Annotated in this window: 13 protein-coding genes; 11 read left to right on the plus strand and 2 right to left on the minus strand. The window is 39.9% G+C overall.

Annotation, left to right across the window (positions count from 1 at the left end; translation table 11 throughout):
• Positions 1 to 86: 86 nt before the first annotated feature.
• Positions 87 to 551, minus strand: coding sequence for a Spy/CpxP family protein refolding chaperone (locus AB0756_RS04415; RefSeq protein WP_038072133.1), 465 nt, complete (start codon positions 549 to 551; stop codon positions 87 to 89).
• A gap of 329 nt (positions 552 to 880) precedes the next feature.
• On the opposite strand from AB0756_RS04415, the gene AB0756_RS04420 reads away from it, so the two are divergent.
• Positions 881 to 2,215, plus strand: a complete 1,335-nt coding sequence (locus tag AB0756_RS04420) for a sensor histidine kinase (protein WP_038072136.1) — start codon at positions 881 to 883, stop codon at positions 2,213 to 2,215.
• Positions 2,216 to 2,327: 112 nt separating this feature from the next.
• Positions 2,328 to 2,993 carry a response regulator transcription factor gene (locus AB0756_RS04425; protein WP_038072181.1) on the plus strand — a complete coding sequence of 222 codons (666 nt, stop codon included), beginning with the start codon at positions 2,328 to 2,330 and terminating at the stop codon, positions 2,991 to 2,993.
• A 34-nt stretch (positions 2,994 to 3,027) separates the two neighbouring features.
• On the opposite strand, the gene AB0756_RS04430 is transcribed toward AB0756_RS04425, so the two are convergent.
• Positions 3,028 to 3,678 carry an RNA ligase family protein gene (locus AB0756_RS04430; RefSeq protein ID WP_038072139.1) on the minus strand — a complete coding sequence of 217 codons (651 nt, stop codon included), beginning with the start codon at positions 3,676 to 3,678 and terminating at the stop codon, positions 3,028 to 3,030.
• A gap of 122 nt (positions 3,679 to 3,800) precedes the next feature.
• Here AB0756_RS04430 and AB0756_RS04435 point away from each other — a divergent pair, with 122 nt between their 5' ends.
• From AB0756_RS04435 to rd, 9 genes are all read left to right on the plus strand, one after another.
• Positions 3,801 to 5,072: a protein-tyrosine phosphatase family protein gene (locus tag AB0756_RS04435; protein WP_038072141.1), complete on the plus strand. Its 1,272-nt coding sequence runs from the start codon at positions 3,801 to 3,803 to the stop codon at positions 5,070 to 5,072.
• A 112-nt stretch (positions 5,073 to 5,184) separates the two neighbouring features.
• Positions 5,185 to 5,499, plus strand: a complete 315-nt coding sequence (locus AB0756_RS04440; RefSeq protein WP_038072144.1) for a BMC domain-containing protein — start codon at positions 5,185 to 5,187, stop codon at positions 5,497 to 5,499.
• An 83-nt stretch (positions 5,500 to 5,582) separates the two neighbouring features.
• The gene (locus AB0756_RS04445; protein WP_038072146.1) at positions 5,583 to 5,921 is read left to right on the plus strand and encodes a carbon dioxide-concentrating mechanism protein CcmK; all 339 of its coding nucleotides are present in this window, start codon (positions 5,583 to 5,585) and stop codon (positions 5,919 to 5,921) included.
• A gap of 38 nt (positions 5,922 to 5,959) precedes the next feature.
• Positions 5,960 to 6,691: a TIGR04283 family arsenosugar biosynthesis glycosyltransferase gene (locus AB0756_RS04450; protein WP_038072149.1), complete on the plus strand. Its 732-nt coding sequence runs from the start codon at positions 5,960 to 5,962 to the stop codon at positions 6,689 to 6,691.
• 568 nt (positions 6,692 to 7,259) lie between these two features.
• On the plus strand, positions 7,260 to 8,438 hold the full coding sequence (locus AB0756_RS04455) for a HetZ-related protein 2 (protein WP_038072151.1): 1,179 nt from the start codon (positions 7,260 to 7,262) through the stop codon (positions 8,436 to 8,438).
• A 351-nt stretch (positions 8,439 to 8,789) separates the two neighbouring features.
• Complete coding sequence (locus AB0756_RS04460) at positions 8,790 to 10,076, plus strand: GspE/PulE/PilB domain-containing protein (protein WP_038072154.1); 1,287 nt, start codon at positions 8,790 to 8,792, stop codon at positions 10,074 to 10,076.
• Between the two features lie 78 nt (positions 10,077 to 10,154).
• Positions 10,155 to 10,838, plus strand: coding sequence for a Crp/Fnr family transcriptional regulator (locus tag AB0756_RS04465; RefSeq protein ID WP_038072157.1), 684 nt, complete (start codon positions 10,155 to 10,157; stop codon positions 10,836 to 10,838).
• A 686-nt stretch (positions 10,839 to 11,524) separates the two neighbouring features.
• Positions 11,525 to 13,306 (plus strand): M61 family metallopeptidase, encoded by a 1,782-nt coding sequence (locus AB0756_RS04470; RefSeq protein WP_038072160.1) that lies wholly within the window; start codon positions 11,525 to 11,527, stop codon positions 13,304 to 13,306.
• 107 nt (positions 13,307 to 13,413) lie between these two features.
• Positions 13,414 to 13,575 (plus strand): rubredoxin, encoded by a 162-nt coding sequence (gene rd / locus AB0756_RS04475; RefSeq protein ID WP_038072163.1) that lies wholly within the window; start codon positions 13,414 to 13,416, stop codon positions 13,573 to 13,575.
• The last annotated feature ends 296 nt before the right edge of the window (positions 13,576 to 13,871 follow it).

The raw sequence follows: 13,871 nt of genomic DNA on the forward strand, positions 1-13,871 counted from the left end.
TTTATGCCCCCGAATACATCTCTCTTTACTGGTAATTTTAAAGAAATTACTTTATTCGTTTATCCCTCTAGCGATATAGAGGATTTTTACCAATTAACACGCTGTTCAAAAAAAACTAAATCTTTCTCATTATTGCGAAGCTTTTGCCTTTGTTCGGGAGTGAGAATGGCTTCTATTTTTTGCACATATAACTGCATGAGTTCTTGCAATTTAGCTTTTTGTTCTGATGTTGGTCCTTGCAAAGTAATTTGTACGGTATGACCGGATTGAAGTTGATTCTGTTGTTCTTCTGTTAATTGTGGCTGAGGAATCAGTTCTGATATCTGGGGTAATATTTCTTGTCTAATTTGCCAAATTTGCTTTTTTTGTTTATCAGTTAAATTAATATCTTGGACTTCAGAAAGCGAATCTTTTTGTGAAATAGCTCCATCATGAGGTTTAACTTTTAGTGTTCCGAGTTCGGTAGAAGGTTGAGCAAAAGTTTTTGCTTCCCCAAATGCGATCGCAAAACTGATTGTGACAATTAGTATGGATATAAGGTGAGGTTGCATAAGTTTGAGTATTGTTAGTTATTGTGGGTGATTGTAGTGAGTGGATAACCGATAACCACAAACTACTAACCATCAAACACTCACTAACTTTATACATTTGCGATCGCTTTATACATGGAACAAAATTCCTAGAAAAGGATAAGCCTAAAGTACTAACTTCGATCGGTACTTAAGTCCTATTTTAACTATAGTTAAAATAGGACTAATGTCTCTTTGAAAATTTTAAGGAAATTATAAAAAATCTTATCTATGGTGTGCATAACTACCACACATTTGTTTAAAAAATCAAATAAAATTTATATACTCCCTACAAAATCTTGTTTCATAGAGTGAAAAAAACTAGAATTGCCACCATACAACACCTCATTCAGCCCAAGCCTCATCCCTTTCGCTTACTACTCTATCTTGAGTGGATACTTTTAGGTATTGCGCTTCTGGTTGAGTTCCCCTTAGTCGAAGTTCCACATCCAACATTTCTACCGCCTCCCTCTTCCTCCCAAGATCCTCTGCCATTATCTTTATGCATTGCTAGCTTTGGAATAGCAGGTTTGTGGTTACCAACTGCTAGATCCTTAATTGTAAAAATACTTTACACGGGATTTGAGTTTGGACTCGTTTTTTTAGCAATTGTCATGAGTCGTCGAGTCGTAGGTCTTTCACCTGCACTTTTGTTGATTCTTGTCGTTAGAAGCTGCTTGCTTTTTCAATTGAGCGGACGTTTGCTCGTAGCAGGTTTAGCTTTTCTATCTTTTGTTTTCACTTGGTTGCTACCGCTACAAAATGTGTCTTTTTTACGAGCACCCCTACAAGCACCCCTCCCCCGAGTACCCCTCCCCAAAGTACCGCCGCCGCCTATGGCAGCTTTGATGCCAAAACCAATGCCAGATGGAGATTTTAGAACATTGGTTTGGCATTTGGCATTAAATTCAGGGTTAATGTTTGGGTTGGTGCTAGTCTTTGTGTTACTTTTGGTTAATGCTTTGCTTGCAGAACGACAAAGCCGGGAAAAGTTAGCTAAAGCCCACCAAAAACTCCGAGAATATGCTCTTCGGATCGAAGATCAGGCAACTTTACAGGAGCGCAACCGCATTGCACGAGAAATTCATGATTCACTCGGTCACTCACTGACAGCCCAGAGTATCCAATTAGAAAATGCTGTAGTCTTCCTACAATCTAATCTTGACAAAGCCACAACTTTTTTATTAGAAGCAAAACAACTGGGTAGCAATGCTCTCAAAGAAGTTAGGATGTCCGTCGCCACATTGCGTTCTGACCCTCTTTATGGAAAATCTTTAGAGTCTGTACTAACAGTTTTACTAGTAGATTTTCAGCGTCGAACTGGGATCACTCCAAATTGTATCTTTAACTTATATCAATCTTTACCTGCTGAAGTCTGTACGGCAAGTTATCGTATTGTTCAAGAAGCCCTGACAAATACTGCAAAACACAGTGGGGCAACTCATGTAACAATTAATATACAAGTAACCGTGACTTTACTCAGTTTAGAGATTTATGATAACGGTAAAGGCTTTAACCCACATCAAAATACAACTGGATTTGGCATACAGGGAATGAGAGAACGAACACTGGCATTAGGAGGTCAATTCTATATTGATAGCAAACCGGGTGAAGGTTGCTGTATAAAGGCTTTATTACCTTATTAATGGAAATGGGAAATTGTATGAATTTTCACAATACCCAGTACTTCATACTCTGTTTCTCATGGAAAGTCCAAAATCTAAAACAGTAAATCCAAAATCTAAAATCCAAAACCCCATGATTCGCCTGTTACTTGTAGATGACCAAATTATTATTCGTCAAGGTTTAAAAAGTTTGTTGGAGTTAAAACCCGACTTTGAAATTGTGGGGGAGGCAGAAGACGGTGAAAGTGCGATTTCATTTGTTGAGATGTTTGACAACAGTTCTCAACAACCAGATTTGGTTTTGATGGATATTCGCATGCCTGTGATGGATGGTGTAGCAGCAACTCAGGTGATTTGTCAGCGATTTCCTCTTGTGAAAGTGTTAGTATTAACAACCTTTGATGATGATGAATATATAGCTCAAGCTATGCGATTTGGAGCAAGAGGATATTTATTAAAAGACACTCCTTTAGAACCATTAGCAAATGCAATTCGTTCTGTTTATTTGGGACACACCCATTTAGGTCCGGGGCTATTTGAAAAAGTTTTTACTCCCTTACCAGACGTCCCAATAACCAAATCTCCCAGTCCTCCGCCCGAATTTGCTGAATTAACTCCTAGAGAAAGAGAAGTGTTGCATTTAATTGCACTTGGTGCCAATAACAGAGAAATAGCTGAGTCTCTCTATATTTCGGAAAGAACTGTAAAAAATCACGTGACCAGTATTCTCAGTCGGTTAAATTTACGAGACAGAACTCAAGCTGCTATCTTTGCCAATTCTTTTTACAGCGAGCGATGAGTTGCGATTGGTGAATATTGAATCAATATTGTACTTATTCCCAGTAATTGTTCCAATTGTCTTTAAAAACTTCTTGAAGTCTTTTTAAATATGCATTTGTCTTAATTTTTACCATCCATAAATCCTCACTACTTTTCCCTCCTTTACAGATAACACCTTCCGCTACATTGTATTTTCCTTCACGAACATCATCAATGAATTTGCCAGTCAGTTTGCCTCGATAAACAACTTTTGCAATGTTTAATTCCTGAAAATCTTTCACAAATTTTTCCGGTTCAATAATGCCTTTATCGGTTTGTACGTCAAACAGAACAAGTTGCTTTGAATCTTCCTTTTTGTGCATTCCTGCAAATGATGAAGCTCCAAAAAATTCAGTAAAAACAACGATTTCTGGGCTATGATAATCTGGATTGTTTTGGAAAAGAGTTGTGAGTGGATTCGCAAAGTCTCTTAAAAAAATGCTAGCTGCTTCCTCTAAACCGGGATGAGCAGCATTAAAGTCTGTAATACCCATTTCATCAAAGTCAAATCTGTCACGTCGTGTACCGAAGGCATACCAGCCCAGTTCGGAATCCCAAACCCAGTGTAGATTCGTACCATCGTACTTCTCAAAAGCGATACATTGCTTGAAAGGGCAGTTTTTACTGTCGGGAATTTTGGGATACGCAAGCTTAATTGGAGCCATATTGTCATTAACTGAAATGCAATCGCACAAGTATTATCACGGATTTTCGATTTTAAACCGGAAGTTGAGATATACAATATGTAACAGACAATTGTAGATAAAGGAAATTGCTTCTTTAACTTATGCCTATCCTCTCGAACCGAACATTCCGCATAACAATAGGTTTTGCTGCTTCACTACTTGTTTGTTTAGCCAGTCATCATCTCTACACTCAGTTAAAAATTAAACCAACAGACCAACAAAATTTAACTTCCCAAAACCTATCCTCAATCTACAGTAATTTCCTTGTTCCACAATCCTTTAACAAGCAAGATAAGCAAAACACTCCATCAACCAAACAACTAACAAGTACTCCAAAGTCTTATCAAGTTATTGATGAATTACAAAAAGATAAATTTAACGTTTCTGGCGATCGCGTTTTTACACGTGGAAAACTACCTACTGTTAAAGTAGATTTTAATCAAGCAGAGTTATTAGCGACTCTCACAAATACCAGAAAGTATTTTGAAGACTATGCTGCAGAAGATCCAAATATTCAAAGACCGGGATTGCTAGAAACTCAAGGAATTACCGTACAAGATGCTCTGAATACTTTGGATTTCATGATTTCTGTCTTACAGGAAGATATTAGCAACAAGCGAGTGACACGCTTGCAAGATCCAAATTTCATTAATACTCATTTTCGGGTGATGAAATGGTCTGCTTATAATCCGGGAAATCCCAGTCAAAAACAACTGCGGCTCACAAAATATGCTGTTTTTACTCATCCAGGCTCTCGTAAGAAAACTCCCACTTTTAATACAGCTATTTATAGTTTAAAAGACCATTCAATTACAGACAATTTTTATACCAAGTATACCAAGCAAGATGTTTTACGAGGTATTTACGAACCAGGAGGTAAAGAATTTGGCAAAGTCGAACCTCTTGCCTACTTAACTCGAGAGGGTTTGGAAGAAGCTCTGATGGAGGGAACAATTCTTATTAAATTTAGTGATGGTTCTCAAGCACTGTTTAATGTAGATCGAAATAATGGTATTCCTTATATTCGAGGTGCAGCAGCGAGAGCACAAAAACGCTACTGGTATTTTAGGGAAGTCGATGCTATTAAAGGTTATGGATATAAGATAGATGCCAAAATTTCTATTTCTCCAGGAGTTACTTTTGCAGGAGATATCCTTAATATTGGTTTGGGAAAAGTTGTTGCTCTTGAATATCTTCAAGGCGGACGCAAACATTTAAAACTGGGAATCATTGCGGATACAGGCGGAGCGTTTTTACCCAATCTTCATCAACTCGATTTCTTAGCAGGTATTTTCCAAGGGAGAACAGATTTCGATCGCAATATCAGGCGACTCCCCGAGTACGCGACAGCGTATATTTTGGTAAAGAAGTGAACTATTTTGTTCGCCCTCATTCCCAGCTGTTCTCCCTGTTCCCTACTGCCCGCCCCTTATTTTCCAGTAAGATGATTTTGACAATGACTACTTAATTTGGGAGTTTAAAGCCATGCCAATGGCAGTTGGGGTTATTGAGACACAAGGTTTTCCTGCTGTACTGGCTGCAGCCGATGCAATGGTGAAAGCGGCTGCCGTTACCCTTGTATATTATGGTCTGGCAGAAAGCGCTCGATTGTTGGTTGCAGTTCGTGGAGATACTGCTGAGGTAGAAAGAGCCGTTGAAGCAGGGATTGCTGCAGGTAACGAGCAGTCTAATGGTGGTAAGGTCATTACTTACTACATTGTTCCCAATCCTCCAGAAAACGTGGAAAGCGTTTTGCCCATACACTTTACAAAGAAATCAGAGCCATTCCGTGTTTCCTAAAAGAAAACCTATCAAAATAGGTAGAAACATTCGTACAATTATCTTGTTGCGCCAGATACGTTTACTGATATAGGAGATAACCAATGCCACTACAGGCAGTTGGATCGATTGAAACTAAAGGTTTTCCTGCCGTACTTGCGGCAGCAGATGCGATGGTGAAAGCAGGTCGAGTCACCCTCGTTGGATATATAAGAGTGGGTAGTGCTCGCTTTACAGTTAACATACGGGGTGATGTTCAAGAAGTAAAAACCTCTATGGCAGCTGGTATTGATGCTGTAGAAAAAGTTCATGGCGGTACTTTGGAATCATGGGTTATTATTCCGCGTCCCCATGAAAACGTTGAAGCTGTTCTACCTATTGGGTATACACAGGAAGTCGAACAGTACCGACAAGCTGTAGAAAATCCGATAGTACGAAGGTAATTTGTCATTTGTCATCGGTTACTAGTTATCGGTCATGTATGTCTAAAGTCTCTATTATTATTCCGACTTTAAATGAAGCGAAGTGCTTGGGACGTACTCTACGCCATCTGAATCTGTTAACGCCACCTGCAAGGGAAGTGCTTGTTGTTGATGGCGGAAGTTCTGATGGCACCGTTACTATAGCCGAACAAGCAGGCGCTTCTGTCCTGATTGCTCAAAAACGCGGGCGTGCTGCACAAATGAACCAGGGTGCGGAGGTAGCCTCTGGGGAGTATTTGTGTTTTGTACATGCTGACACTTTAGTGTCAGATGACCTTGTGACTTTAATTGAGGAGACTTTGGCAGACGGATCTGTGACGGCTGGTGGTTTTATTTCCCTCATGACTGGAGATAAAACCACACGTTGGGGTGTGACGCTGCATAACTTTTTAAAAACTTATTACGCACCACTGCTGTTTCGCCCGCATTTGTTTGTTCGGGGATTGCGTTTGTTGTTTGGGGATCAAGCTATCTTTGTACGTCGTACTGATTTTTGGGAATGTGGGGGTTTTGATAGCAATCTCCCCATTATGGAAGAAGCTGACTTGTGCTTGAAGTTGGTGCAACAGGGAAGAATTTGTTTGCTGAACCGAGTTGTTCATAGTAGCGATCGCCGCGTGGCACATTGGGGATTTTTTAAAGCAACAGCTATATATCTTTACATTGGTTTCCTTTGGGGTTTTGGTGTTTCGCCGCAATACCTCAAGCGTTTTTATGAGGAGATTCGCTAGTTGGGGGTTGGGCATGGAGCCATCCGATCGGTGGTATAATCCCTAAGTAACCCTAAATACACTGGTCACTTAAATTACGGTATAAAAAACATCTATACGGTACACGGTAGAATGAGGCAACTTTAATGAGTGCCTCGCACTCACCAGATAACTCGTAACTGGGAACTGATAACTCCAAAAGGGTGAAACATATATTCGCAAAACCGCGTCTAGACGGGGGTGAGTTATCTTCGCGCTACGAGAGCGGGTGCAAAATGTTAATGTTTCCAAGACCCTCATTACATATACCGTGCATAACTGTATGTTGTCATCAAAATGGTTTTCTAGGTTCAAATTACCTGCCGTAGATTAACAAAATGTAAATTTTTGTAAAGCTGCACAAGGTCTAGAAAACAAGGTTTTCCGTGATTTGGGCTAGATAAAGATGCTTCGGAAGATAAAACTTTCTGCATAACTCTAGTGAACTAGAACGTAATACAAAGTAGAGACGCGCTTAGTTTATGACGGACATGATTTTATCAGGGGCAACTGCCAGTGAAAAAGTTAAGTGGGATAAAAGGGGGTTGTGATGCAAACTTTAAAACAGGGTCTCGAGGAGCGCAATCTCACTATGGCGTTGGAGGCAGAAAAACTGGCACATTATTGGCGAAAGCGGTTAGCTGAGGAGTGCCCGGAACAAAATCTTGTCAATAGGGAAAGTATCGTTGATTGGCTTTTAGGAAGTGATTTGCAACGATTTGAGGTACTCTCCTCAAAAGAGTTAGATATTGCTCAGCAAGCAATGGAGTACCGCTATCGGATTTTACGTCAACGTTACTTGGGTATTGCCAGAGAACGTGCTTATCGCAACTTAATAACTCGGTTGGGGAGTCTGGTAACATTACGGAACAAAATTCAGACTTGGGTGGCGTTAAGCCGGGATCGCCAACGGACAGTGCTAGATGTGTTGCAAGAAGTTATCCAAGAATTATTGCAAAGTGATAACTACATGCAGCAGCAAATGCTTTCTATTGGGGAATGCACGACTGATGATAGGTTAAAAAATGCCCTCCTGTTTGCCAGTGTGGAAGAGTATTGTTTGCGCCCAGTTCGCAATCAACCATTGCTCGTATATCGTTTTGTAAACTATCTGAGACGGACTCAGCGTGGTGGCTTAACTCAAGTGCCAAGCAGCGATTTAGTTAGGTTGGTTTCAGAAGAAATTCTCACAGATGACAGCGATAACCGCATTAACTTGGTTGATACTCAAGCTATCGTAGAGTATCAAGAAGCACAAGAAGCCGAGGAACAACAAACGCTGCGTCAAGCTGTGAAGCAGGAATTTGAAACTTACTTGCGAGAACATCTCGGACAAGAAGCGGTTGAGTGGCTGCATCTCTACCTAGAAGGGAAAACACAAGATGCGATCGCCAAACAACTCGGTAAACCCATTAAAGAAATCTACCGACTGCGAGAAAAAATCAGCTACCATGCAGTCCGTGTATTTGCGCTGAAAGATAAGCCAGAACTGGTAGATGGCTGGTTGTCAACTTCTTTAGAAGAGCACAATTTGGGTTTAACGCCGAACCAATGGGAGCGACTGCAAGAGAAATTAACCGCAACGCAGCGCCAAATACTAGATATGCGAAAAGCAGGTCGTTCCATAGAGGAAATCGCTCAACAATTAAAAATTAAGACCCATCAAGCTATGGGTGAATGGACGAAAGTCTACTTGATAGCTCAAGGAATGAGAACCCAAGCTGAATGAGTGTTGAAATTTCAGTCAATCACCACACATCTATAAATATGGATATGAGAATTAGTCAGGAAAAAAATTGATTTTATTCACTTGAGCCATAAATTAAGTTTGGAACTGCGTGTTTACCGAAGGCGCAGCACTTAGTAACAATTTACTCCAAACGTTGGCGCGTCCATCTCAAAAATGGTGTACATAAGTTGTAGGTTGACATTACCCATCCTAACAACACACCACCTGAGTTTGGACGCGCCACTCTTAGTTATTTATTTAACTTTTTTTAGTCTAGAATCATATTCTGTTTACTGCCAACTTATTTGTGGGCAGTATAGGATATATAGAAACATCTAGCATCAAAACCGTATGTTGTCTTCAGAGGGTAAACCAGCTGATACCGCAGCAAGTGGTAAGCAAGTGCTACCCAGCACACAAAATCAGTCGGAACAAGGACTAGACCGAGAGCAAATCTTTCGGTTGATTGAAAGTACCTTGTCCTTTGAAGCGTGTCTGTATCACCAGATTTTGCCCTTTAACATAAAAGACAACAATTTGGTACTGGGAATGGTGAATCCCCAAGACAATGCGGCTATAGATTACGTAAACCGCATACTGCCATACATCAATTGCACCATGGAAACTCAGCCTATCAATGGCGATACTCACCGTACCATACTCTCAGCGTACCTGAATCATAAAAATACAGGAGCGATTGCGGGCAAACCAATGCCAAAATCTTGGGAAGACATTGCTCAAGAAAAAAAACCGGCTGCGATCGTGGATAGCTCCGATACGCAAATTAACACTATCATCCCTGAAGCGCCAGAACGACGGGTAGATAAGACACATACTCAAGCACAAACGGTACACAATGGCGATACTGTTTGGCAGTTTGGGTATTCAACCTCCTTGAACGAATCGGAAGGTTCGACACCAACTCCCCACCATGAAAGACCCAGCTCCACCAAAGAATATAAAGACAGGGATGGTGATAGAACAACCCTACCTTCCAACTTGCACGTTTTGCACTTACCCAGCGTTGATATTATCAGTTCGGTTGAAGAATTAGCGACATTACCACCTAGAAAATTACTAGAACAGTTACTAGGACGAGTGTTATCAGATGGAATTGGTCGTTTGTACTTGGAGAGAAGACCTTACCACGGCAGAATACTCTGGAGTGAAAATGGAGTTTTACAGTCTGTCCTGGAAAAAGTACCTCTCTCTGTCTTCCAAGGAGTATTGAATGAATTAAAACGTTTTGCATCTCTACCCATGACCACAGTTGTCGAACCAAAACAGGTAGAGAAAGAATGCCTTTATCAACACAATCGCTTGTTACTGCGTTTGCGCGTCATGCCGGGAATGTATGGTGAAGAGGCAACATTACAAGTGTTGCGGGGAGCCGCTTTAAAATTTTATCAACAGCAACAATTAGCACGTTTGAGCCGCGATGCAGTAGGAATTTCCCAGCAATTGACCTACAAGTTACGCGAACTTAAAGACCGTCTTGCTCTTAATTCCAATCTCAATAACGGACAACTAGAAGCTTTTAATAGCTTAAACCTAGTACTGGAAAACTTAGACCTACAGATAAAGGCACTAACGGATATTCCAGAACAACCAAAAAAAGAGAAGAAAAAGGATAGTTAGTCGAGAGTCATCAACTACTAACCACTAACCACCAACCAATAACCTTCAATAACCTTTTATTTATTAAAGATATATTTCATGCAGACTGAGGTTTTTAGTGAACTGTTTCCTTTGATGAGCACTGCCAACCCCCAAACAATAGAATGGCTGCTCTCTGTTGCTATCGATCATGAATACCCGGCAGGAAGAGCTGTTCTCATGGAAGATGCCTGGGGTAATGCTCTCTACTTTCTGGTTTCTGGTTGGGTTAAAGTTCGGCGTACTGTAGGTGAAGATTCTGTCGCTATAGCAATTTTAGGTCGGGGCGATTTTTTTGGAGAAATGGCAATTTTAGACGAATCCCCTCGCTCAACAGATGTTATTGCTCTTTCTCCCGTAAAGTTGCTGAGTATTTCTAGAGAACGCTTTATTCAAATATTATTTAAAGACCCACAATTACATCATCGAATGCTGCAACTGATGGTTCGGCGGCTCAGGCAAATTAATGTCCGCTTGCAAATGCGTTCTTCTCCCCCAGCTGTCAAGTTAGCTCACACTCTTGTCACCCTAGGTGAAAGTTACGGTCAGTCTTTAGAAAATGGAAAAGAAATATATAACATTCCTTTCAAGGATTTAGCAGATGTTACAGAAATTAGTGTTGAAGAAACAACAAAAATTATGGAAAAACTACATGAAAAAGGCTGGATTAAAATCGATAAGATCGAACAGAGCATTTATTTAGCCAATTTTAAACAGTTAGTCAACTTAGCAGGTAAAGTCTAGTACGTGAGATCGCTACTACGGCAGAAGGCGCAAAAGCTTATTACTGAAGATTTTTTCTTATTGCTAATGGTAGGTTTATTTCCTCCGTACTCTACTAGTAATAAATAGCAAAATTATACCGAAGAAAGGCAGAAGGGAGAGATCGAAAGGTAATAAGTGTAATTTTTGTTGGAATGTACTGAGTGATGCAACAAAATCAATGCATAGCTTGATTATTAATAAAATATTAATTTTTTTACATTTTTGCACGATTTACCCTTACCATAATTGCCTTTTCAATGAACAGATAGCTTTTGTCAATGGTTCGCAATATAACAATCAAAATTTCTTCTGTATAAATTTGGTTGTCAAGAAAATCTTCTTAATTACAGATTTTCTTGTAAAGTAGATTTTTTATGGTACAGGCGTCTCGCCCGTATTTATATCCCACAATATCTGTCATTAAACAGATGTATTTTATATGACCAGTAAAATTCACATATTCTCTCCGATCTAAATTTATTCTTGAAGTAGTGCTATTAATGATAGAAAGTAATTGATTTTACCCAGTAAAAAGTATTGATTACTGTATTGGTAAGCAAGTTTTTTTACTTGAAGCTATTGACTGTTGACCATTGATTGTTGGCTAATGACTATTAACTAGTCACTTGTCACTAGTACCTAGATCTCCTAACACACAACCACTGATGACTAAAGCAACTGTACTGCAGAGCAATACTTATCAGCAGCAGACCGTCCCGACAATTCACTATCAAGTCGCGATGCCTCAACCAGAAGCGCATCTGTTTGAGGTGAATCTGCAAATTGCAGGCTACCTATCCCCTATCTTGGACTTGAAGTTTCCTGTATGGACTCCAGGTTCGTATTTAGTACGAGAATACGCCAGACATTTGCAAGATTTTGCTGCTATGACTCGAGACAAGCCTTTACCCTGGCAGAAAATTAGTAAAAATCATTGGCAAATCGAGACAAATGGTGCATCAAATATTACTATATCTTACCGTGTTTTTGCGAACGAGCTAACAGTAAGAACAAATCACTTAGATGGTAGCCATGGCTATTTTAATGGTGCAGCCTTGTTTTTTAGAATACCAGGTTTGGAACAATACCCAATTGAGGTAACTGTTGTACCACCACTCCCAGACTGGCGGGTGACTACAGCACTACCCCCAGTTCCAGAAAAAGAAAATTCTTTTCATGCTCCAGATTTTGATACTCTCGTAGATAATCCTTTTGAAATTGGTAACCACCAGTTATATCAATTTGATGTTTTGGGAAAGCCTCACGAACTCGCTATCTGGGGTAAAGGCAATTTCCACGTCCAGCAAATGATTGCGGATCTCAAAAAAATTGTCACTACAGAAGCAAAGATGTTTGGTGGGTTGCCATATCAAAAATACGTGTTTCTGCTGCATCTATTTAACCAAGCACATGGTGGTTTGGAGCATAAAAATTGTTGTTCGCTGATATATCAGAGATTTGGATTTCGCGATCGCGACAAATACGAGCGCTTCATGCAACTCGTTGCTCATGAGTTCTTTCACTTGTGGAACGTCAAGCGTATTCGTCCCCAAGCATTAGAAGTCTTTGACTACGACCAAGAAAACTACACGCCTTCTTTGTGGTTCTGTGAGGGGACAACAAGTTATTACGACTTACTGATACCCCTAAGGGCGGGAATTTATGACGCCAAATCCTTCCTTAGCAATTTGAGTAAGGAAATCACTCGTTATGAAACCACGCCAGGGCGGAAAGTACAACCTCTCTCGGAATCGAGTTTTGATGCTTGGATTAAACTCTACCGTCAAGATGCAAACAGTGGGAATTCCCAAATTTCCTACTATCTCAAAGGAGAGTTGGTGTCTTTGCTACTGGATTTGCTGATTCGTTCGCGCAATGCAAATCAGACCTCACTTGATGATGTCATGGTCAAAATGTGGCATCAATTTGGTAGAGATGAAATTGGTTATACTCCAGAACAATTGCAGGAAGTTATTGAGTCTGTGGCTGGGGTGGATTTGACTGATTTCTTTAAACGCTACATTGATGGTACAGAAGATTTGCCCTTCAATGAGTATTTAGAACCGTTTGGCTTGCAACTGATTGTGGAAACTGAGGAGGAGCCCTATTTGGGTATAAGAGTCAGTAGCGATCGCGGTCGAGAAATCATTAAGTTCGTAGAAGCCGGCTCTCCCGCACAATTAGCCGGAATCGATCCCGGAGATGAGCTGCTGGCTATTGATGGTTTGCGGGTAACGGCAAATGATTTGTGCGAAAGGCTCAAAGATTACCAACCAAACGATACCATTCAAGTCACTGTTTTTCATCACGAAGAACTGCGAACCCTACCGGTGACTTTAGCTCTTCCACGTCCGAGTAAATATCAGGTCAAACCCCAAGAAAAACCAACTACGATACAAAAGAAAAACTTTAATGGTTGGTTGGGCACAAATCTTAATAATTTGTAATAGTTAATTCGTAATTCGTAATTAAATGAATAAATTGCGAATTACGAATTAGAAACTATGAAGTAAGATTGAGGCAATAACAAACAAAGTATGGAAGGGAAGATAGCATGCAAAAGTACATATGCACTGTTTGCGGTTATGAATACGACCCAGAACAAGGAGATCCAGACAGTGGTATAGAACCGGGAACAGCGTTTGAGGACATTCCAGAAGATTGGATTTGTCCTGTTTGTGGTGCTAGGAAAGAAGATTTTGAACCTGAAGAGTAAAAATTCTTTATACCCAGATAAGAAACGTAAGATCCAGACGCTCGGTTTCTTTAAAAAGCAGGATTTTTGACGAAAAGCATATCACAGACACTTCATAAAATACTTCGGGTGGGCAATTACTACATCTAACTATTACTTGGCAATGCCCACAATACACTATTTAAAGTTTTTCATCAATCATTTATAATTTCTAAATTTCATTGAGTTGCTATACTGAAAATTCATTCCTTTGATACATATAGTTTTTTATTAATTACAATATTATTTTTATTTTGAATATTTTTTTTAGTTATATT

Source organism: Tolypothrix campylonemoides VB511288_2 (assembly GCF_045999855.1).
Taxonomy (GTDB): Bacteria; Cyanobacteriota; Cyanobacteriia; order Cyanobacteriales; family Nostocaceae; genus Scytonema; species Scytonema bouteillei_A.

Coding starts and splice junctions, on each gene's coding strand:
- AB0756_RS04415 (WP_038072133.1), bottom strand. CDS start 551: ATGCAACCTCACCTTATATCCATACTAATTGTCACAATCAGTTTTGCG.
- AB0756_RS04425 (WP_038072181.1), top strand. CDS start 2,328: ATGATTCGCCTGTTACTTGTAGATGACCAAATTATTATTCGTCAAGGT.
- AB0756_RS04430 (WP_038072139.1), bottom strand. CDS start 3,678: ATGGCTCCAATTAAGCTTGCGTATCCCAAAATTCCCGACAGTAAAAAC.
- AB0756_RS04435 (WP_038072141.1), top strand. CDS start 3,801: ATGCCTATCCTCTCGAACCGAACATTCCGCATAACAATAGGTTTTGCT.
- AB0756_RS04440 (WP_038072144.1), top strand. CDS start 5,185: ATGCCAATGGCAGTTGGGGTTATTGAGACACAAGGTTTTCCTGCTGTA.
- AB0756_RS04445 (WP_038072146.1), top strand. CDS start 5,583: ATGCCACTACAGGCAGTTGGATCGATTGAAACTAAAGGTTTTCCTGCC.
- AB0756_RS04450 (WP_038072149.1), top strand. CDS start 5,960: ATGTCTAAAGTCTCTATTATTATTCCGACTTTAAATGAAGCGAAGTGC.
- AB0756_RS04455 (WP_038072151.1), top strand. CDS start 7,260: ATGCAAACTTTAAAACAGGGTCTCGAGGAGCGCAATCTCACTATGGCG.
- AB0756_RS04460 (WP_038072154.1), top strand. CDS start 8,790: ATGTTGTCTTCAGAGGGTAAACCAGCTGATACCGCAGCAAGTGGTAAG.
- AB0756_RS04465 (WP_038072157.1), top strand. CDS start 10,155: ATGCAGACTGAGGTTTTTAGTGAACTGTTTCCTTTGATGAGCACTGCC.
- AB0756_RS04470 (WP_038072160.1), top strand. CDS start 11,525: ATGACTAAAGCAACTGTACTGCAGAGCAATACTTATCAGCAGCAGACC.
- rd (WP_038072163.1), top strand. CDS start 13,414: ATGCAAAAGTACATATGCACTGTTTGCGGTTATGAATACGACCCAGAA.